The 1,061-nt window shown below is 67.2% G+C and carries 2 protein-coding genes; both read right to left on the bottom strand.

From position 1 onward, the window contains the following. On the bottom strand, positions 1–478 hold a 478-nt coding region (locus AB0F44_RS30365; protein ID WP_357361105.1), incomplete at its 3' end, for an MlaD family protein. Beyond that, on the bottom strand, positions 475–1,061 hold a 587-nt coding region (locus AB0F44_RS30370; RefSeq protein ID WP_357361107.1), incomplete at its 5' end, for a hypothetical protein. The genes AB0F44_RS30370 and AB0F44_RS30365, both read right to left, overlap by 4 nt.

The following is a 1,061-nucleotide window of genomic DNA, read 5'->3' on the forward strand; positions in this document are numbered from 1 at the left end:
CGACCAGGGAGCCGACGACCGTGGGATCGAGCTGCTCGACGGTCTTGGTGACCAGCCGCGCGACCTCGGGGATCGACATCGGAGTACGCACGTTCTCGCCGGACAGGCGCTGCCCGTCGGTGAGATAGGGCCCGCCCGCGTCGCGCGGCACGAACTGCACGTACGGCTCGCCGAGCGAGGACAGGTGCTCGATCGTGACGATGCTGCTCATCGGCACCTTGTGCTCGGCGCCGAACCGGAACCCTACGTGCACACGACCGCTCGCCGAGGTGTCGACGCCGGTGACCTCACCGATCTCGATGCCGGTCAGCAGGATCGGCGAACCCACGCTGAGACCACCGGAATTCGCGATCTCGATCGAGGCCGCGGTGTAGTCGGCGAACGGGTCGACCCGCACCACCCCGAAGGTCAGATAGCTCGCACCGAGCACGGTGATCGCGGCGATGCCGCCGAGGGAGGCCAGTGCACCGATCTTCATCGCACCATTCCGATCATCCGCAGCGCGGTGACGATCTGCGCCACCTGGTCTTCCTCGGACACCTGAACACCGGTGACATTCACCTTCGGGCCGTTACCGACGAATGGGATGATCTTGTCGCGCAACAGCGCGGTGAGCAGCGCCATGTTGGTCGAGGAGCGCAGATCGGCCGAGCCGCCGGTGGCCAGCGGCAGGAACGCGGTCGCGGCAGCGTCACCGGAGCTCGCGATCGGGGCCAGCCAGGTGAGCGAGGAACCGACCGGGCCGAGCGCGTCGAAGATCTTCATGGTCTTGGCGATCGAGTCCTGCGTGCCCGTGAGCGAGGCGACGGCCTCGGGGGTGAGGATGTTCGTCAGGGCTTGTTCGGTGTCGTCGTGCAGGATCGCCGCGTTGCGGGAAAGTCCGTTGACCAGCAGGTCGACCTGATCAAGGTGGGCGGCCAGGTCGGCGGCATCGGCGCCCATCACCGCGGAGATGCGCGCGGTTTCCCTCGGGTCCTGTGGCATCACCGAGTTGATCCGCCCGAGCATCTCCTGTAGCTGACCGATGGCGCCACCCTGCACGAACAGCGCCATGGTGGCCA

It is taken from the genome of Nocardioides sp. NPDC023903, assembly GCF_040639295.1.
In the GTDB taxonomy this organism is placed as follows: domain Bacteria; phylum Actinomycetota; class Actinomycetes; order Propionibacteriales; family Nocardioidaceae; genus Nocardioides.